24 protein-coding genes and 2 pseudogenes are annotated in these 25674 nt (G+C 68.3%); 14 read left to right on the top strand and 12 right to left on the bottom strand.

Translation table 11 applies throughout. The features are described 5' to 3' along the window. Window positions 1-41: 41 nt before the first annotated feature. Window positions 42-779 (bottom strand): SDR family NAD(P)-dependent oxidoreductase, encoded by a 738-nt coding sequence (locus AC07EQ_RS20710; RefSeq protein ID WP_478389547.1) that lies wholly within the window; start codon window positions 777-779, stop codon window positions 42-44. Between the two features lie 312 nt (window positions 780-1091). Between AC07EQ_RS20710 and AC07EQ_RS20705 the strand changes: the two genes are divergently transcribed. From AC07EQ_RS20705 to AC07EQ_RS20680, 6 genes are read left to right on the top strand one after another with little or no spacing between them, the layout of a single operon-like run. After that, window positions 1092-1844: an ABC transporter ATP-binding protein gene (locus AC07EQ_RS20705; protein ID WP_478389651.1), complete on the top strand. Its 753-nt coding sequence runs from the start codon at window positions 1092-1094 to the stop codon at window positions 1842-1844. 28 nt (window positions 1845-1872) lie between these two features. Beyond that, the gene (locus AC07EQ_RS20700) at window positions 1873-2718 is read left to right on the top strand and encodes an ABC transporter permease (protein ID WP_478389546.1); all 846 of its coding nucleotides are present in this window, start codon (window positions 1873-1875) and stop codon (window positions 2716-2718) included. A gap of 40 nt (window positions 2719-2758) precedes the next feature. Next, window positions 2759-3763 carry an ABC transporter substrate-binding protein gene (locus AC07EQ_RS20695; RefSeq protein WP_478389545.1) on the top strand — a complete coding sequence of 335 codons (1005 nt, stop codon included), beginning with the start codon at window positions 2759-2761 and terminating at the stop codon, window positions 3761-3763. Beyond that, complete coding sequence (locus AC07EQ_RS20690) at window positions 3760-5892, top strand: acetate--CoA ligase family protein (protein ID WP_478389544.1); 2133 nt, start codon at window positions 3760-3762, stop codon at window positions 5890-5892. The genes AC07EQ_RS20695 and AC07EQ_RS20690 overlap by 4 nt, the downstream gene beginning before the upstream one ends. Next, window positions 5889-7031, top strand: coding sequence for a thiolase family protein (locus tag AC07EQ_RS20685; RefSeq protein WP_478389543.1), 1143 nt, complete (start codon window positions 5889-5891; stop codon window positions 7029-7031). The genes AC07EQ_RS20690 and AC07EQ_RS20685 overlap by 4 nt, the downstream gene beginning before the upstream one ends. Before the next feature lie 30 nt (window positions 7032-7061). Continuing rightward, on the top strand, window positions 7062-7499 hold the full coding sequence (locus tag AC07EQ_RS20680; protein ID WP_478389542.1) for a Zn-ribbon domain-containing OB-fold protein: 438 nt from the start codon (window positions 7062-7064) through the stop codon (window positions 7497-7499). Between the two features lie 107 nt (window positions 7500-7606). Here the strand turns inward: AC07EQ_RS20680 and AC07EQ_RS20675 are convergent, their stop codons facing one another. Beyond that, window positions 7607-8350 (bottom strand): FadR/GntR family transcriptional regulator, encoded by a 744-nt coding sequence (locus tag AC07EQ_RS20675; protein ID WP_478389541.1) that lies wholly within the window; start codon window positions 8348-8350, stop codon window positions 7607-7609. 729 nt (window positions 8351-9079) lie between these two features. On the opposite strand from AC07EQ_RS20675, the gene AC07EQ_RS20670 reads away from it, so the two are divergent. Together AC07EQ_RS20670 and AC07EQ_RS20665 are read left to right on the top strand one after the other, a co-directional pair. Further along, window positions 9080-9454, top strand: a complete 375-nt coding sequence (locus AC07EQ_RS20670) for a VOC family protein (RefSeq protein WP_478389540.1) — start codon at window positions 9080-9082, stop codon at window positions 9452-9454. Window positions 9455-9474: 20 nt separating this feature from the next. Further along, window positions 9475-9636, top strand: a pseudogene (locus tag AC07EQ_RS20665) (hypothetical protein); the annotation flags it as partial. Window positions 9637-9725: 89 nt separating this feature from the next. Here AC07EQ_RS20665 and AC07EQ_RS20660 read toward each other — a convergent pair. The 4 genes from AC07EQ_RS20660 to AC07EQ_RS20645 form a co-directional block, all read right to left on the bottom strand. After that, window positions 9726-10937, bottom strand: coding sequence for an amidohydrolase family protein (locus AC07EQ_RS20660; protein ID WP_478389539.1), 1212 nt, complete (start codon window positions 10935-10937; stop codon window positions 9726-9728). 53 nt (window positions 10938-10990) lie between these two features. Then, entirely contained in the window at window positions 10991-11992 is a 1002-nt protein-coding gene (locus tag AC07EQ_RS20655; protein WP_478389538.1) for an ABC transporter ATP-binding protein, read from the bottom strand. Continuing rightward, a complete protein-coding gene (locus AC07EQ_RS20650) occupies window positions 11989-12777 on the bottom strand; it encodes an ABC transporter ATP-binding protein (RefSeq protein WP_478389650.1) in 789 nt (262 codons plus the stop codon). Before AC07EQ_RS20650 ends, AC07EQ_RS20655 begins: the two co-directional genes overlap by 4 nt. A gap of 689 nt (window positions 12778-13466) precedes the next feature. Continuing rightward, window positions 13467-14744, bottom strand: a complete 1278-nt coding sequence (locus AC07EQ_RS20645) for a M20 family metallo-hydrolase (protein WP_478389537.1) — start codon at window positions 14742-14744, stop codon at window positions 13467-13469. 134 nt (window positions 14745-14878) lie between these two features. Between AC07EQ_RS20645 and AC07EQ_RS20640 the strand changes: the two genes are divergently transcribed. Then, window positions 14879-15928: a LacI family DNA-binding transcriptional regulator gene (locus AC07EQ_RS20640; protein ID WP_478389536.1), complete on the top strand. Its 1050-nt coding sequence runs from the start codon at window positions 14879-14881 to the stop codon at window positions 15926-15928. A gap of 290 nt (window positions 15929-16218) precedes the next feature. Here AC07EQ_RS20640 and AC07EQ_RS20635 read toward each other — a convergent pair whose 3' ends face one another. After that, complete coding sequence (locus AC07EQ_RS20635) at window positions 16219-17121, bottom strand: S1 family peptidase (protein ID WP_478389535.1); 903 nt, start codon at window positions 17119-17121, stop codon at window positions 16219-16221. Between the two features lie 463 nt (window positions 17122-17584). Continuing rightward, a pseudogene (locus AC07EQ_RS20630) lies at window positions 17585-17961 on the bottom strand (IS5/IS1182 family transposase); the annotation flags it as partial. Window positions 17962-18165: 204 nt separating this feature from the next. On the opposite strand from AC07EQ_RS20630, the gene AC07EQ_RS20625 reads away from it, so the two are divergent. From AC07EQ_RS20625 to AC07EQ_RS20615, 3 genes are all read left to right on the top strand, one after another. Beyond that, a complete protein-coding gene (locus AC07EQ_RS20625) occupies window positions 18166-18837 on the top strand; it encodes a response regulator transcription factor (RefSeq protein WP_478389534.1) in 672 nt (223 codons plus the stop codon). Next, window positions 18834-20351 (top strand): sensor histidine kinase, encoded by a 1518-nt coding sequence (locus AC07EQ_RS20620; protein WP_478389533.1) that lies wholly within the window; start codon window positions 18834-18836, stop codon window positions 20349-20351. Before AC07EQ_RS20625 ends, AC07EQ_RS20620 begins: the two co-directional genes overlap by 4 nt. A 193-nt stretch (window positions 20352-20544) precedes the next feature. Continuing rightward, on the top strand, window positions 20545-20949 hold the full coding sequence (locus tag AC07EQ_RS20615; protein ID WP_478389532.1) for a hypothetical protein: 405 nt from the start codon (window positions 20545-20547) through the stop codon (window positions 20947-20949). 98 nt (window positions 20950-21047) lie between these two features. Here AC07EQ_RS20615 and AC07EQ_RS20610 read toward each other — a convergent pair whose 3' ends face one another. Then, on the bottom strand, window positions 21048-21623 hold the full coding sequence (locus tag AC07EQ_RS20610) for a cytidine deaminase family protein (protein WP_478389531.1): 576 nt from the start codon (window positions 21621-21623) through the stop codon (window positions 21048-21050). Between the two features lie 703 nt (window positions 21624-22326). Between AC07EQ_RS20610 and AC07EQ_RS20605 the strand changes: the two genes are divergently transcribed. After that, window positions 22327-22455 carry a hypothetical protein gene (locus AC07EQ_RS20605; RefSeq protein WP_478389530.1) on the top strand — a complete coding sequence of 43 codons (129 nt, stop codon included), beginning with the start codon at window positions 22327-22329 and terminating at the stop codon, window positions 22453-22455. Window positions 22456-22756: 301 nt separating this feature from the next. Here AC07EQ_RS20605 and AC07EQ_RS20600 read toward each other — a convergent pair whose 3' ends face one another. After that, window positions 22757-24244: an MFS transporter gene (locus AC07EQ_RS20600; RefSeq protein WP_478389529.1), complete on the bottom strand. Its 1488-nt coding sequence runs from the start codon at window positions 24242-24244 to the stop codon at window positions 22757-22759. Window positions 24245-24269: 25 nt separating this feature from the next. Here AC07EQ_RS20600 and AC07EQ_RS20595 point away from each other — a divergent pair, with 25 nt between their 5' ends. Continuing rightward, the gene (locus AC07EQ_RS20595; RefSeq protein WP_478389528.1) at window positions 24270-24707 is read left to right on the top strand and encodes a MerR family transcriptional regulator; all 438 of its coding nucleotides are present in this window, start codon (window positions 24270-24272) and stop codon (window positions 24705-24707) included. Window positions 24708-24783: 76 nt separating this feature from the next. Here AC07EQ_RS20595 and AC07EQ_RS20590 read toward each other — a convergent pair whose 3' ends face one another. After that, window positions 24784-24984, bottom strand: coding sequence for a hypothetical protein (locus tag AC07EQ_RS20590; protein WP_478389527.1), 201 nt, complete (start codon window positions 24982-24984; stop codon window positions 24784-24786). Further along, window positions 24981-25674: hypothetical protein (locus tag AC07EQ_RS20585; RefSeq protein WP_478389526.1), on the bottom strand; the 694-nt coding region annotated here is incomplete at its 5' end. The genes AC07EQ_RS20590 and AC07EQ_RS20585, both read right to left, overlap by 4 nt.

The following is a 25674-nucleotide window of genomic DNA, read 5'->3' as shown; positions in this document are numbered from 1 at the left end:
CCCGCGCGCATCAGCGAGTGGGCTCGACGCCGCATCGGCGGTCAAGTCGTGACCGAGAGGCCCGCGTCCACGGTGACGACCGTGCCGGTGATCGCCGCCGCGAGCGGGGAGAGCAGGAAGAGCACGGGTGCGGCCACCTCCGCCGGTTGCACCGGAATCCCGCGAGGCGTGCGCGCCACCATGCGCTTGCCGGCCTCCGAGGGCAAGAATTCCTTCATCCGCGGGGTTTCCACCAGACCGGGGGCAACGGCGTTCACCCGGACCGCGAAGGGGGCCGCGGCGGCGAGGTGGCGGGTGTAGCCGATGACGCCGGACTTCGCGGCCGAGTACCAGCCCACTCCCCCGCCGATCGCGGTACCGGCGATCGACGCGATGTTCACCACCGCCGAGGCCCGATCCCGCACGCGATCCAGCCAGGCGGTCGTCACCAGCTCGACGAGGCCGAGCACGCCGACGATCCCATCGGCGAACGGCCGCGGCACGCCGCTCGGCGGCCCCGCGTTGTTCACCAGCAACCCCGGCGTGCGCCACGCCAGCGTGCGGTCGAGCGCCGCCGCGACGGACTCCGCGCTGGACGCGTCGACCTCGACCGGCAGTACCGTGCCGCCCAGTCCGGTGATCTCGGCGGCCAGCTCGCCCGCCGCCCGGCCGTGGATGTCCCACGCCGCGACGGCAAGTCCGAGCTCAGCCGCTCCGAGCGCGACGGCACGGCCGATGCCACTGCCCGCGCCGGTCACCACAACACAACCATCGGCGTCGAAGCCCATGTTCGTGAACATTTATTCAGTATACTCTTTACAACTCGTCCGTCCAGTACGAGACGCAACATCATTGCGTTTCTAGGTTTCTTGTCGCCTACCGCTGGTCAATGTCTTGCAGGTCACATCCAAAGAGGATACTTTAATCTCCACTCAGTGCGGTCGATCATCACCTCGCCGACCTGCCTGCGCGCACTCGCCCGGCGGTCGACGCCGCCGGGCGCCCACCGCACCTGATCGCGACTCCAACGGCACACGCGCCAGGCGAGAGGAGCCACGCAGTTGACTCATCGAAGCCCGCAAGGGACCACCACGACCGGCACAACGGAGAAGGTGACCGTGGCCGGGGTCGGAAAGCGCTACGCGTCCCGCCTCGCGGTCGAAGCGCTCTCCGGCGTCGACCTGAGCATCCGCGGCGGCGAGTTCGCGTGCCTGGTCGGGCCGTCCGGTTGTGGCAAGTCGACGCTGTTGAAGATGATGGCCGGACTGGTCAAACCCAGCTCCGGTGAGATCTCGATCCACACCTCGGGCGCGGCCCGCCGCGCGACGGCGATGGTCTTCCAGGACTACGGAATCTTTCCGTGGAAGACCATTCACGACAATGTCCGATTCGGACTGGACATCCTCGGCGTCGCGCGTGCGGAAAGCGATGAGATCACCCGCAAGTGGCTGGGCAGGCTCGGCCTGCTCGACTTCGCCAAGTCCTACCCGTCCGCGCTGTCCGGCGGCATGAAGCAGCGCGTCGCCATCGCTCGCGCGTTCGCGGTGGAACCGGACATCCTGCTCATGGATGAGCCGTTCGCCGCGCTGGACGCCCAGTTGCGCATGCTCCTGCAAGAGGAACTGCTCAACCTGTGGGAGGAGAACGCGCGCACGGTCGTCTTCGTGACGCACAGCCTCGACGAGGCACTGCTGCTCGGCGATCGCGTCATCGTCATGTCCGCCCGTCCCGGCCGCATCATCGAAGAGATCGAGGTGCCCTTCGCGCGCCCGCGGCAGCCGGAAATCCGCACCAGCGAGAAGTTTCGCCATCTGGAGCAGCGATTGTGGAACCTGCTTCGGCACGAAGTGCGGACACCGGTGTGAGACACGGATCCAGAATCGGAGATTCCGCATGGTGCTGACCGACAGGGCCGGCCGGCCGCCCGGCGTGCTGCGCATAGTGCCGACCGCCGCCGAGATCGATCCGACCGGGCACGAAACGCGCCGTCGGCGCATCGACCGCGTGCTCTCGATCGCCGCCCCCGCACTGTTCCTCGCGCTCTGGCAGCTGGCCGCCGGCAGCGGTCTGGTGAACACGCAGTTCTTCCCCGCGCCGTCGCAGATCGTGCTCGCCGGCGTCGACCTGGCCACCGACGGGACATTGCTGCACGACCTCCTCGCCAGTGCCCGCCGCGCCCTGTTCGGGTTCGCGCTCGGTGTCGTGGTCGGCAGCCTCACCGGCACGCTGCTCGGAATGTCGCGCATCGCCCGCGCGGCGCTCGAGCCGTTCCTGTCCGCGCTCTACACAGTGCCGAAACTCGCGCTGCTGCCACTGCTTCTGCTGATCTTCGGCCTGGGCGAGCTGCCCAAGGTGCTGCTGATCGGGTTCGGCGTGTTCTTCCTGATGTGGATCAGCTGCCTGGAGGCGTTCCTCAAGATGCCGTCGGTCTACCGGGAGGCGGGCCAGGCCTTCGGCGCCAACGGCTGGCAGACCTTCCGGCACATCACGTTGCCCTCGTTGCTGCCGCATCTGTTCACGGGTATGCGACTGTCCATCGGCGTCGCGGTCCTGATCATGGTCGGGATCGAGTTCGTGCAGGCCAGCGACGGCATCGGTTACCGGATCTGGCATTCGTGGTCGCTGCTGGCCGCCGATCAGATGTACGTCGGCATCGTCACCGTCGCCGTGATGGGCCTGGTCTTCAGCTCGATCATCAAGTTCGCCGCGAACCGGATCTTGCCCTGGGCAAGGCAATGACCCACCTCTGCGCCGGCACCATTCACCGAGGAGATCAGCCGTGTTGAGACGAATTGCCGTGCTCGGCAGCCTGCTGTCGCTGGCCCTGGCCGGCTGCGCGCCGGCGGGCTCGCAGTCCGGATCGGACGTCGACACCGTCACCGTGGCGATATCGTCCAAGCTGGAAGCGTTCGCTCCGGTACTGCTGGGCGATGCCATGGGCGAGTTCGCCGCGCAGAAGATCAAGATCGAGTACGCGGTGACCAAACCGAGCGACGGGTTGGTGCTGCTGTCCACGGGCCGGGCCGACGTGCAGCTGACCGGGCCGACGGCGTCGTTCTTCAACGCCGTCGCCGGCGGTTCCCAGGTCAAGGTCGTCGCGCCGCTCACTTCGGGCAACCCCGAGTCGAAGCAGGGGCTGTGGGTGCGCAAGGACCTCCTCGCCGGTCCGGCGTTCGACCCCGCGGCGCTGCGCGGCCAGAAGATCGCCTCCGCGGTCGGTACCGGCGCGCAGATCTCGCTGGTGATCAACGAGAAGCTGGCCGGGGCCGGGCTGGACATCAACGCGGTCCAGTTCCAGCAGATGGGGTCCGCCGACATCCTCGTGGCGCTGCGGTCGGGCGCGGTGCGAGCCGGGTGGCTGGTCGACCCGATGTGGCAGGAGGCCGAGAAGTCCGACTGCTGCGTGTTCGCCTTCGGCGTGCCCGCGGGCATGCCGCTCGGGGTGACGCTCTACGGTCCGAGCCTGCTGAAGGACGACCGCGCACTGGGCGAACGGTTCATGGCGGCCTACGCCGGCACGATTCGCGAACATCTGACCGGCGACTACCACGCCAACGCCGAGGTCATGCGGAAGCTGTCCGAGGCGACCGAGATCGGTGCGGATGTGATGAGCCATTCCCCGGCCAACGTGTTCTCCCCCGAGCTGGCCATCCCCGGCTCGATGATGCACGACCTGCAGGAGGTGTACGGGCTGACTCCCGGTGTCCTCCGGTACGGCCGGCCGCTGGCCGACACGGACGTGCTCGATCTGTCCTTCGCGCAGAAGGCGGTGGCGAGCCGATGAACGGCGCGGACGAGTCAGTGGCGCACGCCGGGGGCATCGGGCCGACCGTGGATCTCACCCGGTTGTACCGGCCACGCGGCCTGGCCCTCGTCGGCGCGACGGAGAGCGGTACCGCCGTCGCCGCGCAAACGCGGCGGCTGATGGAGATCGCGGACGCCCGCGGTGCGGCCTTCTACCCGATCAACCCCAGGCGCTCCCAGGTCTTCGGACGGGCCGCCTACCCCAGCCTCGCGGCCGTGCCGGGCCCGGTCGACGTCGCGGTGCTGCAGGTCGCCGACCCGGTCGCGGTGCTGGAAAGCGCGGTGCACGAGGCCGCCACGACGGGCGACCTGCCGGCGTTCGCGATCGTGTTCACCTCGGGGTTCAGCGAGCTGGGCACCGCCGACAGCATCGAACGCGAGCACCGGCTGGCGGCCGCGTGCCGCCGCGGTGGCATCCGGCTGCTCGGGCCGAACACCAACATCAACAGCCTGGAACTGCGCGACCACGCGGGCACTGCGGCGAAGATCGGGCTCGTCACGCAGAGCGGCGCGCAGGGCAGACCGATCATCCAGGCCGAGGAGATCGGCGTCGCGTTCAGCTACTGGGCGCCGACCGGCAACGAGTCCGATCTGGAGGCGGCGGACTTCATCGAGTTCTTCGCCCACGACCCCGGCACGGTCGCCATCGCCGGTTACATCGAGGGCTTCCGGTCCGGCCAGCGCCTGCGCGAGGCCGCGATCGCGGCTCTGGACCAGGACGTGCCCATCGTCGTGGTCAAGGTCGGCCGGAGTGCGGTCGGCGAGTCGATGGCCGTCTCCCACACCGCTCACCTGGCCGGTTCGGATGCCGTGCACGACGCGTTCTTCGCCCAGTACGGGATCACCCGGGTAGATGACATGGACGAGCTGCTGGAGGTCTCCGTCGCCCTGGCCCGGTCGCCGATGCCCGGCACGGACGGTGTGGTGCTCTACGGCATCTCCGGCGGCTCGGTGGCCCACCTCGCGGATCTGGCCACGGTCGCCGGCCTCGCCCTGCCGCCGCTGTCGGAGAAAACGCAGACCCGCCTCGGCGAGCTGATCCCCGACTACCTCGTCGTCGCCAACCCGGTGGACAACGGCGGCACGTCGGTGTTCGCCGGCACCGCCCCCGACCAGTTGGCCGCGATCCTGGCCGACCCGGCCACCGGGGTGCTGCTCTGCGTGATCCCGGGGGACTCCGGGGCGCTCAGCGACGGCATGGTCGACGCCGTCGTGGCGGCGCGCCGCACGACCGGCAAGCCGATCCTGGTGGTGTGGCTGGCCCCGACGACGTCGGGCGAGGGGTTCCACCGGCTGCACGATCATGGTGTGCCGGTCTTCCGCAACTGCCGCAACGCGCTGGTGGCCACGAAGGCGCTGATCGATCGGCACCGCCGGCAGGCGACCGGCGATGCCTTCCGGCAAGCCGCACGCGCGCTGCCCCCGATCACGGACAGCCGCGACGAGGACACTGCCGTGCTGGACGAAGCCGCGTCGCTGCGGTGGCTCGCCGAGCGAGGCATCCCCGTGGTCGAGCACCGGGCGGTCGGCACTGTCGACGAAGCGGTGCGGGCAGCGGCCGAGATCGGCTATCCCGTGGTCCTGAAAGGACGGGGCTCGGGCCTGCCGCACAAGTCCGAGCTGGGGCTCGTGCGGGTCGGCCTCGCCTCGGCCGGCGAGGTGCGGGAGGCCGCCGAAGCGATGCGCACCGGACCCGCCGCCGACGCGCTGGACGGCTTCCTGGTCGCCCCGGTGATGGCCGGCGGAATCGAGCTGCTGGCCGGGATCTCCCACGACCCGGTGCTCGGACCGGTGATCACGATCGGGGCGGGCGGCGTGCAGGCCGAGGCGCTGGCCGACACCGCGCTGTCGGTGCTTCCGCTGCTGCCCGAGCGGGCCGAGTCCATGATCGGCAGCCTTCGCATCGCACCGCTGCTGGACGGCTGGCGCGGCAGCCCACCGGCCGACCGTGCCGCCGTCACCCAGGTACTGCTGCGCCTGGCCGAAATCGCCGCGAGCGGTGCGGCCGCGGAGATCGACGTCAACCCGCTCCTGGTCACGGAGGACGGCGCCTGCGCCCTCGACGCCCTGGTGCGAGTGCGCCCGGACCGGGCCGGTGATCACGGATGACCCGCGACATCGGCGCGGCCCTGCAGGGCGTAGCCGTCGTCGGTGCCTACAACACCCGGCAGGCGCGGACGCTGCCCGGCCGCACCTCCAGCGCCGTGACGCTCGAAGCGGCAAGGGGGGCCCTGGACGACGCCGGACTGACCATGTCGGACGTCGACGGGTTCAACATCGGCATCGGCCTGGACGCCGACGCGAGCAGCCGGTTCGCCTACGAGGCCGGCGCCACCGGCTTCTGGGTCGGGCGGGAGATGGCGGGGGTGCAGGCCGCGCTGGAGGCCGCACTGGCGATCGCCGCCGGCGAGTGCGAGGTCGCACTGATCGCCAGCGGGCAGGCGTCGATCTACACCGACCGCGGCTCGACCGCGCCCTGGACCCGCCCCAGCAACGAGTTCATCGAGACGTGGGGCCTGCACACCGCCGTGGAGTGGGCACTGCCGGCGCAGCGGTACATGTACGAGTTCGGGATCCGGCCGGAAGACCTGGCCCACATTCCGGCGACCATCCGCAACAACGGTGCGGTCAATCCGAACGCGGTGTACTACGGACGTGGTCCGTTCACGGCCGAGGACATCCTCGCCTCCCGCATGATCGCCTCGCCGTACCGGCTGCTGGACTGCGCGACGACGTCGGAAGGCGGCAGCGCGATCGTGCTCACCTCGATGCGCCGGGCGCGCGATCTGCTCACGACGCCGGTCCGCATCCTCGGCGGCGGGCGCGACGAGTGGGGACCCACCTACGTCAACCCGCCCACCTACGACCGCACCGGTCCGGTCGGCAGGCGGGCCGCCGCGGCGGCATTCGGCCAGGCGGGCATCGACCGCGCTGACGTGGACGTGTTCGAGCTCTACGACAATTTCACCTACGAGGTGGTGCGGTACTTCGAGGCCTACGGCTACTGCGCGCCCGGCGAAGGTCCGGCGCTGCTGGCGCCGGAGGAGATCCGGGTCGGCGGCAGGTACCCCATCTGCACCGACGGCGGGCTGATGTCGCATTCGCACACCGGCGTCTCGCAACTCATTCAGAAGATCGTTCGAGCCGTTCAGCAACTGCGCGGCGAGGCAGGCGTCAACCAGGTTCCGGGGGCGAAGGTCGCACTGGCGAACTGGACGAAGGGCCTGCTGCTCATGACCTCGGAGTGACCAGTGCCCGTTGACGTACCAAGCCGGCCGATGCCGATCCCCACCGCCCTGTCGGAACCGTTCTGGCAGGGCTGCGCCGAAGGTGAGCTGCGCTACCAGCATTGCACGCAGTGCGGGGCGGCGGTGTTCAAGCCGCAATCGCACTGTCCGCAGTGCCTGTCCGAACGGCTCACCTGGCGGGCCGGCTCCGGAATCGGCGTGGTGTACAGCTTCTCCGTGGTGTGGCGACCACAGACCCCCGCCTTCGAGGTTCCCTACGTGGTGGCGATCGTCGAACTCGGCGAGGGCTACCGCATGATGAGCAACATCGTGAACTGCGACGCCTCGTCCGTCCACTGTGGCATGCCGGTGGTAGTGGCCTTCACGCGCATGCCGGAGGGCATGGTCCTGCCGTTCTTCGAACCCCGGCGCGGCGGGCTGCCTACCGGCACCACCACAGCCGAATCACCGCAAGGAACCCCAGGATGACCGAGGCCCGACAGCCGGTTTGTGGACATGGAGTTCGGTGACATCGCCCTGCACCGTTGGCGACGAAACCGGCGGGTGGCTCCGGTCCGGCGCCACCGTCGGCATCGTCAGGACTCCGGCTCGAACAGCGCAGCTATCGCCTGCAGGTGCCGCCGCATCCGGTACTGCGCCAGCGGCGCGTCCCCGGCGACGATGGCCGCGACGATGGCGCGATGCGCGTCGTGCGACTCGACGGCGGCATCATGGTGCCCCTCGTCCTCCTTTTCCGTCGCATCCCATTCCCGCTGAACAATGTCCTGATCGAGCTGCGCCAACACTTCCACGAACAGCGTTATCGCGGGATTTTCGGCCAGTTCGGCGATTACCCGGTGCAGGTTTCTCGCATGGCCGCGAGTCACACCTTGACCGATCAACTCCTGCTCGACGCGCAGCGCCTCGTTCAGCACGCCGATTCCCGTTTCGGTCAATTTCTCGACAGCACTGGTAATCCCCGCGAGTTCGAGCGCCATGCGCGCCTCGAACAGTTGCTGCCGGCTCACCGCAGCATGTCGCAGGTACAGTCGAGCGGCATTTCGCACCACCCCGGGATCGGGTTCGGTGACCACCAGCCCACCCCCTGGGCCTCGCCGCATGCTGGCCATCTGCTGATGCTCCACGAGCCGGACCGCCTCGCGGAACACTGCCCTGCTAACGCCGTAGCGCTCGATCAGGTCCAATTCGGAACCGAGCACCGAACCAATCTGCCAACCACTGTCGATGATGTCTTTTTCGATCGATTCGGCAACCTTCTCCGCAAGCCGCCGATTTCCTCGAGCCGCGTGCGCAGACTTGCTCTTCCGCTCGGTTGCCATCAATCAGTCCCTGTTTGCTCGGCGTCCACTGGATCGACAATTGCGATAAGAACATCATAGCCGATACCACACACCCGAGGTGTCCACGCGAGCGCTAATGCGGCCCCGGACCCGATGACCCACGCGGAATCGCCCCCGCAGTGCCGAATCAAGTCGACAGGATGATCGGCTCCGACACCGGGGACACCCCTCCTCATGCCCAGCGGCACAGACACGCCTCATGGACCTGCCGAAGTGATACACATAGGACTGTCCACTTACGACATTGTTGAAATTGTTTCATAGTAGAAGAAATACCGGCACATCCACTTTACTCCCGTCGGCTCGTCGTGACCGAACGAGGTGGATATCCGGTCTTCGACCATCACCCACCAAACGCGGATGCGGCGGGAAACGGGCCGGCATCGCACCGACGATCGCGCCGGCCGAAGCTCCCACTCATGTCCGCCGGAGCCAGGTCCACACCTCGGCGGCGCAATCCGGCGCTGCTGCCTGACGAGCCAGTCGCAGCCGATCGCCTCCCCGTTGTGGCAGCCGGCCTGATCAAGTAATGTCACCCAACGTGAACACCGGACCGGCGCTACGCCACGCACGGATTGGCCACCCGGTGGAGGGCTGATCGCACGGCGGGTGCAAAGAACGCACCCCCTCAGTTCGGCACGCGGACCTCCCGGCACTCGCGCACCGCGAGTCCGTTTCCCCGTGTCGAACAACAACGAGGTCAGCCGAATGACAGCCACGTTCAACCACACCATCATCGCCGCCAAGGACCGCAACGAATCTGCTCGGTTCTTCCGGGAGTTGCTGGAGTTCTCAGAAGCACCGTCCTGGGGCCCGTTCACCAACATCCAGCTCTCCGACGGCGTGCTACTGCAGTTCGCCGAGCCGCCGGTGGAGATCCAGATGCAGCACTACGCGTTCCTGCTCGACGACGAGCTGTTCGATCGCGCCTACCGGCGGCTGTGCGAGCGCGACATCGAGCACTGGGCAGATCCGCAGATGCGCCGCCCAGGCGAGATCAACAACGAGCACGGCGGGCGAGGCGTGTACTTCAAAGATCCCGCCGGCCACGCGATTGAGCTGATCACCCGCCCGTATCTGTAGCCGAGGGAGGACCTGGCCGGGTGCCCGGAACACGGCGCCCGACCAGGCGATCAACGCTGACCGACTTCGGGCCGCACGCCCAGCGCGGCCTGGTCGTCCGGCTGGGCGTGGACCCGAGCGACATGGCCAAGGCGGTCGACCAGTTGGCCGCCGCCGGGTACGTCGACCGGGCACGCGACATGGCGGACCGGCGGTGGGTCTCCGCATCCCTCACCCCCGCCGGGCGGGCCGGGCTGGCGGACGCCGACGGTGCGAAAGCCGCGATCACTTTTCAGCGGCGCACCAGGGCCAGTTGGTCGGCGACGACGACACCGTCGTGCAGGACGGTGCGGTCGGTGCCGCGGTCCATCACGGCACTGGTCGGCGTCTCGCCGTCGACCAGCACCAGGTCGGCACGGTCGCCGACGGCAAGACCGGGCCGGTCGGCGACCCCGCCGAGCCGGGCGACGTCGTGGCTCATGATCGAGGCCCCACCGATGGTCGCGACCGCGAGCGACATCTCGATCAGGTCATCACGGCGGAACTTGTTGGTGAAGGCCAGCTGCCAGGTGCGGTCGAGCATGTCGCAGTTGCCGTAGGGGCTCCAGTAGTCGCGCTGGCCGTCCTCGCCCAGGCCCACCCGGACGCCCGCCTCCGTCAGCGCCTCCAGGGACAGCTGGTCGCGGTCCGCCGGCGCCACGGTGGCCATCGCGATGTCCAGTTCGGCGAAATCGTCGATGATGCGACGGCTCACCGATTCGGAGACCGAGCCCAGCTCGTAGGCGTGGGAAATCGTGACCTTGCCCTGCATGCCCAGCGCCCGGGTGCGTTCGAGCACGAGATCAGTGGAGAACACCCCGAGATGCCCGGGCTCGTGCAGGTGGATGTCCACCTCTACCTGGTACTTCTCGGCCAGCCCGAACACGACGTCCAAGTGCCCCTTGGGGTCCCGGTCGAGGCTGCAGGGGTCGATGCCGCCGATCACCTCGGCTCCGGCCTTCAGCGAGGCTTCCAGGTAGTCGGCGGTGCCCTCCTCGCGGAGGATGCCGGCCTGCGGGAACGTCATGATCTGGACGTCGGCCTGACCTGCGAACTTCTCCTTCGCGGCCACCACGGCATCGAACTTCTCCAGCTTGCAGTCCACATCCACCTGGGCGTACGACCGCACCCGTGTGGTGCCGCGGGCGATCATCCGCTCCAGCGTGCCGGCCACCCGCTCCTCGAGGGAAACCTCTGCGGTGCGCCAGTTCTGCCGGTCGTTGAGCATCATCGTCCACACTCCCGGGCCGCCCGTGTGCGGCCGGAACGGGAGGCCGATCCGGGTCGAGTCCAGGTGCACGTGCACGTCGCTGAACGACGGCAGCAACAGCCGGCCACGGCCCTCGACGACCTCGCCGGCCGGCTGCGCGGCCGGGTCGTGGCGGCGGATCCCCGCAATGCGATCGCCGGCCAGTTCGACATCGCTGCGCTCGCCACCCCACGGACGGATGTCGCGGATCAACACGGTCGTCACCTTTCTGTTACGCGGTAAGGATGTTCAGCAGGATGTGGATCGGCTCACCGGGGCACGGAGGCCAGTGCCTCTCCTGCGGAATCGGCGTGATGGCAGGCGATGTCGCCGCTCGGCACGCTGTCGGTGCACAACTGCCGGCGTTGCGGGTCCAGCAACGGATGCGCCGGGCACCGGGACTGGAACACGCAACCGCGCGGCGGGTCGGCCGGGCTGGGCAGATCGCCGGACAGCCGGATCCGCCCGCTCCTGTCCGCCGCCGGATCCGGTTGCGGGACGGCGGACAACAGCGCCTGGGTGCAGGGATGTTGCGGAGCGCCGAAAACGCCTGCGCTGTCCCCGTACTCCATGATCTTTCCCAGGTACATCACCGCGACGCGGTCGGCGAAGTGCTTGACCACGGACAGGTCGTGCGCGATGAAGAGGTACGCCACCCCGGTGTCCCGCTGGATGTCCTCCAGCAGATTGATCACCTGCGCCTGCACCGAGACGTCCAGCGCGGATACCGGTTCGTCGCAGATGATCAGCTGCGGGTCCAGGGCGAGCGCCCGCGCGATGCCCACCCGCTGCTTCTGGCCGCCCGAGAACTCGTGCGGGAAGCGGTTGTAGTGGTCGGGGCGCAGCCCCACCTGGTCCATCAAGTCCCGCACCCTGGCCTTGACGCCGCCGGTCGGGGTGATCCGCTGGGCCAGCAGCGGCGCGGCGATCGCACTGCCCACGGACTGGCGCGGGTTGAGCGAGGACGAGGGGTTCTGGAACACCATCTGCACCCGGCGCCGGTACTCCTGCAGGTCCGACCGGCGGAGTTCGGCGATCTCCTGGCCGTTGAGCCGGATGCTCCCGGAAGTGGCGGTCAGCAACCGCATGAGCAGCCGGCCGGTGGTCGACTTGCCACAACCGGACTCCCCCACCAGCCCGAGGGTTTGCCCGGCGTCGATCGAGAAGCCGACCCCGTCGACGGCTTTGATCACGCCGCCGGCGGATCTGAAGACGCCGGAGCGGATCGGGAAGTGCTTGGTCAGGTCGGTGACCTGCAGCAGCGGCGTCATCGGACCACCTCTCCGGCCAGGGGCAGCGTCTCCAGGTGGCATCGCGACGGGTGCCCGTCGGGGCCGGTCAGCGTCGGCATGCGGGTGCCGCAGGCGTTGTCCGGCACCAGGTGTGCCTTCGGACAGCGGTCCGCGAACAGGCAGCCCTCGGGCAACGCCGACAACGACGGCGGAAAGCCCGGAATCGGTGTGAGCCGCTCGGACTCCCCCGCCAGGGATGGCATCGAGGCCAGCAGTCCCTGGGTGTAGGGATGTCGCGGGTTGCTGAAGAGGTCGGCGACCGTCGCCTGCTCCACGTGCACCCCGCCGTACATCACCACGACCTGGTGACAGACCTCGGCGACCACGCCGAGGTCGTGGGTCACCATGATCACCGAGCTCCCCGTCTCGGCCTGCAGCTCGTTGAGCAGATCGAGGATCTGGGCCTGCACGGTGACGTCCAGTGCGGTGGTGGGCTCGTCGGCGATCAGCAGCTCGGGCTCGCAGACCAGCGCCATGGCGATCATCGCGCGCTGCCGCATGCCGCCGGAGAACTCGTGCGGGTATGCCGAGTACCGGCGCCGCGGGTCGGGAATCCCGACCCGGCCGAGCATGTCGACGGCGACCGCCGCCGCGGCCTTCTTGGACACCACGTTGTGCACCCGGTAGGCCTCGGCGATCTGCACCCCGACCGGGTAGAACGGGTGCATCGCCGACAGCGGGTCCTGGAAGATCATCGCGATCTTCTTGCCCCGGTAGACGCGCATCTGGGCCTCGGTGAGCGCGTTGAGGTCCTGTCCGTCCAGCAGGATCTACGGCAATCTGTATACCAAATGTTCGACCTGCTAGAACGCGCCGACACCGAGCCCACCCCGCCGATCGGACGACCAGGATTACCGATGTTCCTACAGCGAAGCGATTTGCACCCACAGCAGGATCGCGCCGTCCAGCCCGGACGGGCCACTCGACCAGAAGTCCTGACCACTCGCCCATGCTAGATGGTATACCCAAAGACGGGCTGGTGGAAACCACGCTGGATGCGACGAGGGAGCCCGCCCGGTACGACGCCACCAGTTATCTGCCGAGGAATGCCCCGCGCGGCTCGTCGATGTCGTCGGCGAATGACCAGGGATCGCACACGATCGCGGTCGGACAATCCCGTTGACGGGATCCTCGCCGCTCAGCACCCGGACGACGCCTTGAATGGCAGCGACACCCATTCTGGCGTTGACCTGGTCGGCGAACGCCGCGATGAGCGGGGCGACGATCAGGTCGGGCGCACCCGGAAAGGGCTGCCGCGCGGCGGTTCGACGGCGCACGCATCGACCCGGCACCGGCAAAATGTCCACTGTGGAACAGAGTCGCGCGAGCGCGAATTCACCGACCAGTCACCCGCGGGCGGGGTTCACCAGGCAGGAATCGTCGCCTCCCGGCGGCACGGCTTCGCCTACCGTCAACGCTCAGCGGATGTCGCCGGCAGCAGACTCCCGGTTCTTCATCGGCCGGCCCCGAAGTCGTTGTCCACAGTGGCCTCTTGATCCATTCGCGCCAGGCCGGCCGCCAGCAGGTGCACGCCAGTGGCGATCTGGTCGGAGTCGGTCCATTCCTCGGGGCAGTGACTGCGACCGTCACGGGAGGGCACGAAGATCATCCCTGCCGGGCAGCGCGCAGCTAGATGTGCGGCATCGTGGCCGGCGCCGCTCGGCATCGCCAGCCACGAGAGGCCGAGTTCATCGGCGGCGGCCGAGGTCAGGTTCTGCACGGACGGATTCGTCGGGACGACCGGGTTGTCCACGGTCCAGTCGATCAGCGCTTCGACACCGTTCTCGGCGCTTTCCCGAGCGATCTCCTCGACGATCCGCCGGCGAACACCGGACAGCCAGACCTGGTCCTCGCTGCGGAACTCGGCCACCAGGCGCGTCCGGCCCGGGACCACGTTCTCCGCACCCGGTTCGACCCGCAGGTCACCGCAGGTGGCTACCGCATTACCGGGCGCCGCACACCCCTCGCGCTCGACGGTCAGCACCGTCCTGGCGGCCGCGACCAACGCGTCCCGCCGATCATCCATCCGCCTGGTCCCCGCGTGATCGGCCCGGCCGACGAAGGTGGCGAGAAAGCGCTCGATACCGACGATCGCGGTGACGATCCCGATGCCGATGCCCCGTTGTTCCAGCGTCGGCCCCTGCTCGATGTGCAGTTCGAGGTAGCCGTGCAGCGGCCGCGTTGCCCAGGTGGGCGTGAGCATCCCGTCGGGGTCCAGCCCGAAGGCCGTCGCCACGTCGCCGAGCCGGTTGCCGGCCGCGTCCACCCGGTCCAGGTTCTCCGCCGTGAGCACCCCGGTCGCCGACTGGCTGCCAAGGCAGCTACCGCTGTAGGGGTTGGACTCCTCGCCGAGGAAGTCGACGACGAGGAGATCGTGGTCGAGCCGGGTCCCCGTTTCCCGCAGTCGGCGCGCGACCTCGATGCCGCCGAGCACTCCCACGATCCCGTCGAACCGCCCGCCTCCCTGGACGGTGTCCGTGTGCGAGCCGGTGACCAGCGGAGCGCCACCGTGCCGGCCCGGAAGCCGGCCGACGATGTTGCCCGCGGGGTCGACGGAGACCTCCAGCCCGGCATCGCGCATCCGGCCGCGCACCCAATGCCGGGCCGCCCGGTACGGCTCGCTGAAAACCGGGCGCGTCCAGCCTTCCGAATCCGGCTCGCTCAGCCGCGCGAGATCGTGCAGATCGGACCACAGCCGTTCGCGGTCGGGCGCCAGCGAGTCGACGTTCACTCGATCACCTCCGGTGCGCGTCCGGTCAGAACGAGCTCATCACCAACCGGCTACCCAAACGTTTGCCCCAAACGTTTGGGTGACTATGCTGGTCTTATCCACCAGGCGTCAAGAGGCTGGGTAGAGTTCCTCCGATGTCGACGCAGGACGCCCCTCGCGCAGCGCCGCTCAAGCCGCGCCGCCCCGCGACGTTGCGTGCCATCGCGGAGGCCGTCGGAAGCCACTCCTCGACGGTCTCCCGCGTGCTCAACGGAACTGCGCAGGAGCGGCGCGCGGCGGCCTCACCCGAACTCGCCGACCGGATCCGCCAGATCGCCGAGGAGCTCGACTACCGGCCCAATCCGCACGCGGCCAGCTTGCGCACCCGGCGAAGCGGCTTGATCGGCGTGCTCGTCCCACGCCTGTCGGACCTCGTGCTCGCCATGGTCTACGAGGGGATCCACGCCGCAGCAGCAGATGTCGGCCTGTCGACGTTCGTGACCAACACCGACGGCCTCGCGCAGCGGCAGCGAACCGCGACCGAAGTGATGCTCGCCCGCCGCGTTGACGGGATGATCTTCGGCGACGCCCACCTCGACAGCGAGTTCCTCACCGAATTCGCCGCCCGAGGCGTCCCGTTCGTGCTGGTCAACAGGTGGTCGGGCAGCTTCCCGGCCGCGACCTGCGACGACTACCTCGGTGGCCGGCTGGTCGCGGAGCACTTCCTGGACCGCGGCTTCGAACGCGCTGCGGTCCTGGCCGGGCCGAAGTTCGCGAGCACGGCCCGCGACCGCACGGCCGGATTCGTCGACCGCTACCGCGAAGAGGGCATCGAGGTGCCCGGGAACCGGATCGTCCAGGCGGGACTCGATGTCGAGGAGGGCCACCAGGGCGCCGATCAACTGCTCGCCCACGGCCCGACGCCGGACGCGATCTTCGCCGTCAACGATTTCGCCGCGATCGGCGCGATCGGGGCCCTGCGCGACCACGGCATCCGAGCAGGCGAAGACCTGGCGGTCGCCGGCTACCACGACACCCCGCTGGCCGCCGAACTGCCCATCCCGCTGACCTCGGTGCGGACTCCCGTGAAGCAGATGGGCAAGGCCGCAGTCGACATGCTCGCGCAAGCCATGGCCGGGGAGACACCGGAATCCGTGCGCCTCCCACCGACCCTGGTGATCAGAGCCTCCACCAACCAGGGCTGAGCGCAGGTTCGCAGATCAGCGCGACTCGCCGGAGCTTCACGAGGACCGGGCGAGTTTCCTCCCGGATTGCGGCATTCCGCGAGTTCGGTGGTGGGTTTCGAGCCTGCGACGCCTGGACGGTCCACAAGAGACGATTACCGGTCAGAACCGAGAAACTCCAGGCCAAATCGGTGCATCTGGGCGTCGTTCAGCGGTCGGCGAGCGCGGAGACGGCTGCCGTCCCGCAGCTGCCGCGCCTCGGTGGCACGGCAGCTGCGGGATGGCGAGGGAGTCCGCCGCAGGCGATGGATTCACCGGTGGCGCGTCGTCCCCGGCGGGAACGACGGCTTGCCGGAAGGCATGTCGGAGCGTCCGTCGGAGGACTCGCCGGGCAGCTCGGACGAATCGTCGGAACCGCCAGAACTCATGGTCTGGTTGATCCAGTCAGCGTGCGCCACGACGTCGCTGTAGATGCCCGGCTTCTCCGCGCAGTTCTCCGCCATGCCGCGGCTGGTCGCTCCGACCAGTGCAAAATCGCTGCCGTCCTGCACCACGGCCGGGCCACCGGAGTCGCCATAGCAGGCGTTCACCTTGCCCTCCTGATTGTCGATGCACAGCTCCCGCGCCGAATCGAACCCGTCCTGCGAGCTGCTGCAGTTCGCCGGGGCGAGCGTCTTGGTGTCCAGCTCCTTCAGCTTCACCGGCGGCTCGCCGCACTTGGGCGTCCCGCACGTCTGGCCCCAGCCGAGCAGCTGCAGCGCGGTGTCGGCCTCCGGTGAAGTGGTAGCGATCTTGATCGGCTCCTCCTGCGCCGGGCTCGACAGGTGAACCAGGGCCAGGTCGTAGCCGGCGGAGACGTCGCTGCCGGCCTGCTTCTGCTTCGACTTGGGGTGGGCCACGAACTTGTCCGGCTTGACCACCTCACCGCCACTGGTGCGGTCGCTCGTCCCGATCCGGTACTGGACGTTGCCGGGCTGCTGCCCGTCCACGCAATGCGCGGCGGTGACCAGCCACTGCTTGTCGATCAGCGAGGCGCCGCAGTGGTGCTTGCCGTCGGTGGACTGCATGGACGCCATGAAGCCGTAGGTCTGAGTCGCTTGGTCACCTCCGATGACGAGGGGCGCAGCCGCGGCGGTCGTCGCCGCAAGCGCCGGGCCGGCCAGGATCGTCACGGCGACCGCAAGAACGCCTCGGACCAGAGAACCTCGGGGCATGTTCTCTCTCCTTCCATCCCCAGCAGGCGTCCCGGGGATGAACAACGCCAAGAGCTGGGGGTTCGTGTGCAATTTCCGGGCGATACTGCCCGTAACGAGGACTAATTTCTTTACCCCTAATGGGGGATTCACTGCGGGTGGTCTCTCGGCTATGGAGAGTACAAAGCGTCATCTGTTGAAGGCAGCGCCTCATGTGAACGCGGCGCCGCATGCGTCGTGACGGGTTCACGAGACCGATGAACACGGATGGGACTCGAAACCGGCCGGCGAACCGCATTCCGGTCCCACTGCGAGCCGGAAGCTCCCTTCAACGCCCACAACCCGGGGCAGCCCGGTCGACCCGCCGGGAAGCGCAGTAGGTCAGGTACGACGCCGTGCGACCCGCGCAAGCCCTGACCGCGGTCGGCGAGCGATCCCGACCACCAGCCCGGCCAGGAACACCGTCGCCTCGACGTGGATGTCGAAGGATCTCGGCGCCGGTCCGCAGCGCGGTGGTGTCGTGTTCGCCGAACCGCACTCCGGAAGTCCACAGTGGCCAGTCGCCCGGCGTGGCGAGGACCTGGATGTTCCCGCCGTGGTGGGCGTGCTTGCCCGACCACCAGAGGTCCGCACCGAGGTGCGACCGGGATGCGGCACCTGCCGATTGCGATCAGTCGTGCGCGGTGGACTTGCTGATCGCGTTGTCGCAGGCCAGTTGCGCCACACGGGTGTTGTCGAGGAACCAGCGCAGGATCAGGACTGCTTGCTCGAACGGGCTCGGCGCTCGGCTACCGGCACGGGTGCTGCGGCGACGTCGTTCAGGACAGGCGGAAACAGCACCGTCTGGTCGCGTACGGGCAGCGTGGCGATCTATGTGACACTCATCTGGATGCGGGATCTCCAATGAAGTTGATCTCGGAAGGATCCTCTTCATACCGGGGTTCCGCGTCTTCGTGCTGTACCGCACCACTCTTCGGCGCGTCCTCGGTCACCGCTACCAACGTCACGGTTGGCTACCCGGAAAGGCTCAGCGTGGCATCCGAATCCGGAACGAATCTGCTCATCGTGGACGACGAACCCACGGTGCGAGAACTCCTGGCCGCCACACTGCGATTCGCCGGCTTTTCGGTGACCTCCGCTGCCAGTGGCGACGAAGGGCTGCAGCAGGCACGGCTCAGCACGCCGGATCTGGTGCTGCTGGACGTGATGCTGCCGGACATGGACGGCTTCGAGGTGATCCGGCGACTCCGGAAGCAGACCGGCGCGGGCGTTCCGGTGCCGGTGCTGTTCCTCAGCGCCCGCGACGATCCCGCGGACAAGATCAACGGGCTCAGCCTCGGCGGCGACGACTACATCACCAAGCCGTTCGACCCCGAGGAGCTGATCGCGCGGATCCACGCCGTGCTCCGGCGCTCCGGCGGTCTCGCGCCGCGCGACATGTTGCGGGTCGCGGACCTGGAACTCGACGTGGACGGACACCAGGTGGTGCGCGCCGGCATCCCGATCCGGTTGTCGCCGACCGAGTTCCGCCTGCTGCGCTACCTGATGCTCAACGCGGACCGGGTGGTGTCCAAGCGGCAGATCCTCGACCAGGTCTGGGAGTACGACTTCGGCGGCGATCCCAGCATCGTCGACACCTACATCAGCTACCTGCGCCGCAAGACCGACAAAGCCGGCCCCAAGCTGCTGCACACGGTGCACGGCGTCGGGTACGTGCTCCGCGAGCCGCGGGCATGACGAATCGGCGATGGTTGCGCGGCCTGTCGTTGCGCGCACGGGTGCTGCTGATCGCGAGCCTGCTGCTCGCCGTCGGGCTGGCCGTGGGCAGTGCGGTCGTGACCGGTTTTCTGCACGGCTACCTGATCAGCCGGATCGATGCGCAACTCCACCCGATGGCGACGGGCGTGGCGCAGCAGGTGCGGTCCCCCGAGTCGTTCGCGAAGACGATCCCGGTCGGCGAGGGCGGTGGATTCTGGGACAACTACGCCGCGTTCCTGGATCCGGACGGCGGGCTGATCGTGGAGCAGCGCCCCCAGGGGCGGCCCAGTCCGGCCGATCCCGCGCTGCCGCACCTGGACGTCGCCGCGGTCGACGCGCGTGGCGGTCGCCCGTTCGACGTGCCCAGCGAGGACGGTTCGGGCAGCTGGCGGGTACTCGCCCTGACCTCGAACGGCTTCGCGGTCGGCGACGGAGGTTCCAGCGTGCGGATCCGCCGCGAGACGGTGGTGGTGGCGGCTTCGTTGGACGGGGTGCAGGCGACCATCACGCGGCTGAACGCCATCTCGCTGGCCACCGGTGCCGGCCTGCTGGTCGTGCTCACCGTGGTGGGGTCGTTCGCCATCCGGGGCGGGTTGCGGCCGCTGCGGCGCATCGAGCGGACCCTGGCGGGCGTCGCCGACGGCGACCTCAGCCAGCGCGTGCCCGGACTGGCCGCGCCGAGCACCGAGATCGGCCGCTTGTCCGATGCGCTGAACAGCATGCTCGCGCAGAACGAGGCCGCGTTCGCGGCCAAGGAGCGGTCCGAGTCCAGGATGCGGCGGTTCGTCGCCGACGCGAGCCACGAGCTGCGCACCCCGTTGGTCGGGATCCGGGGATTCACCAAGCTGTTCCGGATGGGCGCGCTGACCGAGCGCGCGGACGTCGAGCGGACCATGGACCGCATCGAGCGCGAGTCGCTGCGATTGACCCGGCTCGTCGAGGACCTGCTGCTGCTCGCGCGGCTCGACGAGCAGCGCGATCCGACGGACTCGTTGGAGCTGGCGCAGATGGATCTGCGCACCGTGGCCGCCGACGCGCTGCACGACGTGCGCGCGCTCGATCCGTCCCGACCGGTCGAGCTCACCGGGCCGAACGGCGAAGCACCGGCCGCCGCACCCGCGTTCGCCGACGAGGCCCGGATGCGGCAGGTGGTCACCAATCTCGTCGGCAATGCCGTCCGGCACACCCCGGAGGGCACGCGGATCCGCATCGGCGTCGGCACTGCGGACGGCCAGGCCGTTCTGGAGGTCGCCGACGTTGGTCCGGGGCTGACGAACGAACAGCAGGCGCGCGTGTTCGACCGGTTCTACCGCGCGGACGACTCCCGCAGCCGCACCGACGGCGGCGGCGCCGGACTCGGCCTGGCCATCGTGCACTCCCTGGTCGCCGCGCACGGCGGAACGATTTCCCTGGATACGGCACCGGGAGCCGGAGCGACGTTCCGGGTGCTGCTGCCGCTCGTCGATGATGCGAGCTCCGACGCGGCTGAGTGAATCCCGGAAAGTTCTGGGAGTTCCCTGGGAACCGGGCGGTGCTCTCCAGCGAGAACAGGTTCGCCTCTCCCCGCGAGCCCTCGGATTCTCAGAACTCTCCCAGATCTTCTCCGAGATCGCTCAAACGGGGCGGGCAGGCTGTGCTCATCCGGTCCTCGAGGACCGGCGCACACAACGCGAAAGGCGAAAAACCATGTCTGCCAAGAGCACGCGCCGCGTCGGCGTCATCGCCGGCCTCGCCCTGCTGCCCGCCCTCGTCTTCGGTGGGACCGCCGTTGCCGCGTCCGCCGACGGCCAGGTCGCGAAGAGCCACCCGAGCCAGACCCAGCAGGCGAAGCCGTCCGATGAGACGCACAACATCAGGGTCGAGGGCGAGGTCAGCAAGATCGAGAAGCGGGGCGACGTCGTGTGGGGCGAAGTGACCGTGTTCTCCGTCGTCGCGCACCCGGGCGCGCCGGAGCTGGAGTTCGTCCTGACCCCGGACACCACTGTCGAGCTCGGAAACGGTGCTCCCTGGGTCGGTGAGAAGGTGACCGCCTCGGGCGCGGTGCAGCAGGACGGGAAGACCGTCCTCGCCGACCACATGACCTTCCACTGACACGAATTTCTGCTGCCGCGGCCGGTGGACGGGGTGGGGGCCCGCCCACCGGCCTGGCAGTCCCTCGCGTGGACGAGACGGCCACCGCAGTGGTCATGTCAGGTTCGGTGCTCGGGATCGTTGTAGCTCGACGCGTCGAAGGCGGTCGTGCCGGCTTCCGGGGTCCACCGCTGGAACAGCGGCAGCAAATCGGCTGCCACTACAGAACGCAACCCGTCCGGAGTGGGCACGACAACACGCATCATCGGGTAGTAGTCCGCGAACACCTGCCGATCACGCCCACACGGGCCCGTGACGCCGCGCCCGTCGCTGCCGACCGCGACGATGCACTTCATCTGCCGCGCACCCTGTGCCCGAGCCGCGCCGAGTGCGACCAGCTCGGCGCATGGGCCGCCGGTGAAGTGGAAGAGATTCACGCCGCTGAACATGCGGAAATCGGCCGCCATCACAGCGGCGCCCATCGTGTGGATGCCGTCCTCGCCAGGACCGGAATCCGCGTTGGCGTCGATCGTTCGGCGGGCGAGCTCAACCAGTTCGTGTTCCTCCGCGTCGAGCGGTCGCGCCGATGGCGGTACGTACATGCCGACTTCCCTCCTGACAGTCCGGACGCCACTCTCGCCGAGCGCATAGCTGACCGCAAGCGAGTATTCATGGCCCTGTCGAAGGGCAGTCACGCCGGCAACAGCAGAGGTCCCGGAGGGCTGCCAAGGACCGCAAAGGTGCTATCTCCGCGACCACGGTGACGTCCCCGACACCTCACCAGGCGCAGGCGCCGCTGTTCGCCTGCTCTTCCAATACAGGAAATCAGAAGCCGGCGAGGGATTCCTTCGGCCCACGAGCTGACCAGAACAACATCTGCAACACCGCGTTGGTCCTGAGCCCAGGTCAGCGGGCCCCGGAGAAGGTGATCACCGCGAGGACGTGTCGGTGCGAGGGAGGCCGGCTTGTCCACCACGGTGGAGGCGGTTCTTGGAATCACCTGCCCAGCACGAGTGATTTGAGCCCCGCAGTTTCAGGTTGCCTGGGCTGTGGTTCAGCAAATCTCGTCGTCGATGCCGCCTCTGGTGACCGACTGTTCGTAGCACAACGCCCTTTCCTTCGCGTCGGTGAATCAGCGGGTCCGCCGACTCCTCAGTGGACACGGAACGTGCGTGGGACGAAAGTCCCCTTTTTCTCACCGGAGTCCGGGACTACCGTCGAGAACGCAGTACATGAGAGCCATCGGTGATGTCTTTCCGCCGATGACTCGGGAAGTAATCGCGTTCTCCCGCCATTCATCTTCAGGAGCGCGCCTGGTGCTGCCACTGCGCACAGCACGATTTTGACACAGAGATCCACTGAAACCATTACGCCCAACAGCGATGATGGGGAACCGTCATGAAGATCAGCACTGTCTTCGGTCGTCAGCGCACCAACTGGGGAGGTTGGGGCTGGGGCGGCTGGGGCTGGGGCGGCTGGGGCTGGGGCGGCTGGGGTGGCTGGGGCTGGGGCGGCTGGGGCCGGTAACCAGGCCCTAGTGCTCCCGGAGACCGCATCCAGATCAGCCAGTTCCTAGCTCTACCGGTTGCTCCCACCCAGAAGGCGTCACACCCTCCTGCCGACTGGAAGCAAACAGATACGGGCGGTTGTGCTGTCGTTTCTACCGCACAGCACAACCGTCGCTTTCGTGTCTCAAGGTCGGCCGCCTGCGGCCCACTCACCGAACGGAAAATCCACATAGGACCCCGACTTTCCCAGCGCGCGAGTGTTCCGCGACGACGCCGTTCATGTCCTGGGTCATGCCGTGTTCCGGCCGCGGGCGTCGCGGTCATCGGGCGCGGACCGATGACCGCGGACCATCCGGGCCGTGGTCGAGCTCCCTGAACAGCGCCGCCGCATTCGCTGCGGTGGACTTGGCCCATGATCCAGTGCTGAGCAGCGCCAACAGCAGGACGCTCAGGCCGAGGCAGAGCACCATCCACCACACACCCCGCGCTATTTCGGTGTAGCCGGCCGGCCCGGCCGTCAGTGCTGGTCCGACGATCGTGCCGGCGATCGCGACGCCCAGCGTGGTGCCGGTTTGCCGGCCGGCGGAGGCCAGCGATCCGGCCACCCCGGCCATCGACCGGGGCATGCCGGCGACAGCCGTGTTGGTGATGGGCGGGTTGACCATCCCCAGGAAGATGCCGATCAGCAGGCAGACCGCGAGTACGAATGGCAGCGGCGTCTCGGGTGACAGCCACATCGATGCCCCTCCGCCCAAGGCAAGGGCCAGCCCGGCGATCACGAGCGGAATCCGCGAACCACGTGCCCCGACCAGCCGTCCGGTGAAGGGCGAGAGCACCACGACCAGGGCCCCGACCGGAACCAGGCACAGTCCCGCTGACAACGCCGACATGCCGCGCACGTCCTGGAGGTACAGGGTGGTCACGAACAGGAAGGCGCTGAACCCGCACAGAGCGAAGAGCGCCATGAGGATCGCCGCGCTGAACGGCACACTGCGGAACAGGCGCCACTCCAGCAGCGGGTCGGTCCGACGCGGTTCGTAGCAGACGATGCCCAGAGCACTCACGATGGCGACGGCGAACAGGCCGAGGATGGCCGGTGAACTCCAGCCCAGCGCCCTGGACTCGACGACCGCGTAGACGACGCATCCCATCAGCAGCGCCACCAGAATCTGGCCGATCGGGTCGAGCCGGCGGGCACGGGCAGCGCGGGACTCGGGAATGAAGATCGCGGCGCACACGATTGCGGCGGCCACGATCGGCACGTTGACGAAGAAGACCGAGCGCCAGCCGAAGACATCGACCAGCGCGCCACCGAGGATCGGCCCCAGAGCCAGGGACAGGCCGGTCGTCGAACCGAACACACCGATCACCCGCGCCCGCTCGGCCGGCTCCGTGAACGTGTTGGCCACGATCGCCATCGCCACCGGATTGAGCATGGTGCCACCGACCGCCTGGAGCGCTCGCGCCGCGATCAGCCACCCGATCGTCGACGCCAGCCCGCACAACAGCGACCCGAGTCCAAAGACGGCGAGACCGACGAGGAAAACGCGCCGTCGGCCGAAGCGGTCGGCCATCGAGCCCGCCAGAACGAGAAAACTCGCCAGCACCAGGGTGTAGGCGTCGACCATCCACTGAAGACCGGCCGTCGACGCGTCCAGGTCGCGTCGAATCGCCGGCAGCGCGACATTGACGATCGAGATGTCCATCACCACGACGATCACGCTGGCGCAGCAGATCGCGAGCACCAGCAGTCGGCGTCGTTGATCGGTACCCCTCTTCGGCGACGGGAACGGGGTTGGGAGATTCATGTCGGGGAACGCTAGGATTTAGAGCGTGCTCGAAGTCAACCGAGACGTGCCGGATCCGATCCCCGAGGCGGGACTGAGCATCGCCGAAGCCGCGCGCCGCAGCGGCGTCAGCGCGCACACCTTGCGCTACTACGAGCGAGCCGGCCTGGTCGTCACTCCCGTGGACCGCACCCACGGAGGCCGCCGCCGATACCACGAGCTCGACCTCGAGTGGATCACCGTCTGCACCAGACTGCGCGCGACCGGCATGCCCATCAGAGGCATCCGCCGCTACGCCCAGCTCGTGGCCGCCGGCAGGGGCAACGAGCACGACCGCCTGGACCTGCTCGAGTCGCACCGCGACCAGGTGCTCGCCCAGATCTCCGATCTCCACGAGAACCTGGAGCTCATCAGCCACAAGATCGACGTCTACCGAGGCCGCCTCGACGCCGGAGATGCCGACCAACTGTGGGCGCCTCGCTGACGACCGACCCGACGCACGCGACCTCAGGGCGGCGAAGCCGACCACTGCCGCAGGGGCTTCGTCGTGGTCGTGATCATCAGTGGAAGCCGGTGATGGTGGTGCCGAAGATCCCGCCGTTGTCGGTGGCGACAAGGCTGCCTGGTGCCGCCACTGGGGTCGTCCACCATGCCGGCGTACGTCGTGAAGCCGAGTACCACCGTTCGGCCGGAATCGAAAACGTGCACATCGGTTCGTGCTCGATGGATTCCGTCACCCGCCGCTGCGGGCTCGCGCTCATCCGAACCCGATGAACTCGGTCACGCCGGGAGTGGGGCTCGCGTGGGGGGATCTCATCACGATCAGCGTTCCAGGAGCGGCTACGACGCTGAGCTGAATCTCATTCGTCGTACTCCCCTTCACGTCGTACCACGGAGTGCTGTGCAGCTCGTGCAGTTCCGCGCCGGTGCTTCGATCGAGCAGCACCAGTCGTTCACGGGACTGCCCTCCGGATTCGTCGTTGCTCGGTGCGAATTCTTGGTTGACCAAGGCGACGGCATCCGGCAGGAATGTCAGAGCCTGCTCGCCTTCGGGCACAGACGCCATGTCGAACCGCGGGCCGTCGACCTTCCACCGCAAGCCCTCGCCGGGGTGGAACAGACCGAGCCCACCGCGTTCTTCGTCCCCGAGTTCGCCCGCCACAACCGGGCCGTTCGGGTCCGCGTAGAACTCCATGAAGCCCGGGTTGAGGCCCGTTTCCCGACCGGTGCGGGCGTCCACGAACCGCCCCTTGTCGAACGATTCATCTGGATCGGACAGGATGACCGCGCCGTTCGACGTGACGGCCGTGGCGTTGTCCTGCCGCCACAGCTCGGCGCCGGTGCGGGCATCCAGTGCTAGTAGTACTTCGTTAAGTTTGTCTTCGTTTGGGGAGTTTTCTTTGGCATGTGGGGCAAACGCCGGTCCAGCACAGTAAGACGCTTTGGAGCAG

Source organism: Saccharopolyspora sp. NPDC045839, from assembly GCF_056431645.1.
The sequence above is the reverse complement of the archived record's forward strand: the minus strand, read 5'-3'. Positions and strand labels throughout refer to the sequence as shown.